This is a genomic window from Pseudoalteromonas sp. MER144-MNA-CIBAN-0113 (genome assembly GCF_040308965.1).
Taxonomy (GTDB): Bacteria; Pseudomonadota; Gammaproteobacteria; order Enterobacterales; family Alteromonadaceae; genus Pseudoalteromonas; species Pseudoalteromonas tetraodonis.
The window spans coordinates 1-1,504 of sequence record NZ_JBEOOG010000161.1 but is presented as its reverse complement, the minus strand read 5'-3'; the positions used below and the strand labels follow the sequence as shown (position 1 = coordinate 1,504).

Sequence of the window (1,504 nt, the reverse complement as noted above, 5' to 3'; positions counted from 1 at the left end):
CTGTCTCTTGATCACAACTTTTCTGTCTGCTGAATTGATATTAACAATTCGGCAGATTCGACCATTTCTGCTAATTTCAACCACCCCTGCCAGAGTGCTTTTACGCCAACTCGACCATTTCTTTTACTGTCATACCACCCTCCCAATTTCGCTAAACTATAGTATAGCCAATGAAGAGACGGTACTTTATCCGGCAACACATCCTTTTCAACCTTTGCCCATAGTAATTTCCACGTCATCTCTTTAACACAAGCTGTACATCTCACTTCTTTGTCTAATTCACTCCTTTGCGCCATATTTTGCAGCTGTAATAACCTGACAGCAATAAACGCTTTAATGATCGCAATTCGTAAAATATTATCACTGTGCTGCAAACGTAAATCTTCTACTTCGGTTCCATCTGTTTTCCATGTTTTATGAAACTCCTCTACACGCCAGCGAAGTTCATAGTATCTTACTAATTTCTGGGCATCTTTTGCTGTGTTTACGGGCTCTGTCGTATATAAAATCCAACATAATGGATTTTTTTGCGTGCTTTCTTTTTCCTGACAGACAATGACATTAACACTCAATGTCGGTGATTCTTGCCCTTGAACTCGCTTAGGCTTGGCGAGTGTTATAGGTTGATAGCTCAATGTAATTCGGGCCTGACGCGCTTTTCTTCCCGCACGTTGCGCTATATTAATAGTGTAACAACACTGACCCTGCGCTGTTTCTATTAACTGGTTGAGATTGCATTGAGGCTCTATTAATTTTCTATTTTCTTTTGCTCTGACTAAAAATCGATGCCCTTCATCTTTTTGGTAAGTCATGTACTCATAAATGTCAGCTTCTCTGTCGCAGATGTTAAGTATATTTGATAATTCACCTGTACGTTTTTTTATATCCATTAATGTTTGTTGCCAGCGATAGCTTTCTTTCTCTTCGTAAGGGCGTTGCTGTTGTTGATCTTTAGTCCCTTTAACCTTTGATTTCCTAAACCAATAGTATTGGTCGAGTAAACCAATAACGTGCTCCGTATCTGCATCAATTGCTAAAGTTGAATGCGCATATAGCGTTCTTGTTTTTGATGGTTTTCCTAATGTATTTGCACAGTTCACATCGCCTAATTCTTTGCAAACACTGTGTTTAAATGTCAATCCTGTCGTATCTTGGATAGCGAGAACCAAAGGCAACTGCTTTACCGCTTCACTCGTTTGTGAGAACCCCGAATCGGCAATCGCTTGAGGGGATATTTTCTCATTTCTAATGAAACGATAAGCGGCTTCAATTTTTGCGGGTGTATCAGAAGCCTTAACAATTGAGCTGTCTGCATTCTCAGCCATATCGCTTGCTAGTAGAGCTAATCGTCGGGTGCGTCTCGGATCTCCTAAATTAGCATTACCAAAAATTAATTGAGCCCATTCTTCAGAAGTGTTTATGTGCATACGATAAATCTATGAGTGATGATGATCGATTAGATCACAGATTTATCGATATTCAAAGACTTGTGTATAAGAGACAG

The 1,504-nt window shown here is 39.6% G+C and carries 1 protein-coding gene; it reads right to left on the bottom strand.

Going from position 1 to position 1,504, the window contains the following annotated elements:
- Window positions 1-11: 11 nt before the first annotated feature.
- Complete coding sequence (locus AAEY57_RS19145; RefSeq protein WP_138563560.1) at window positions 12-1,427, bottom strand: IS4 family transposase; 1,416 nt, start codon at window positions 1,425-1,427, stop codon at window positions 12-14.
- Window positions 1,428-1,504 lie beyond the last annotated feature (77 nt).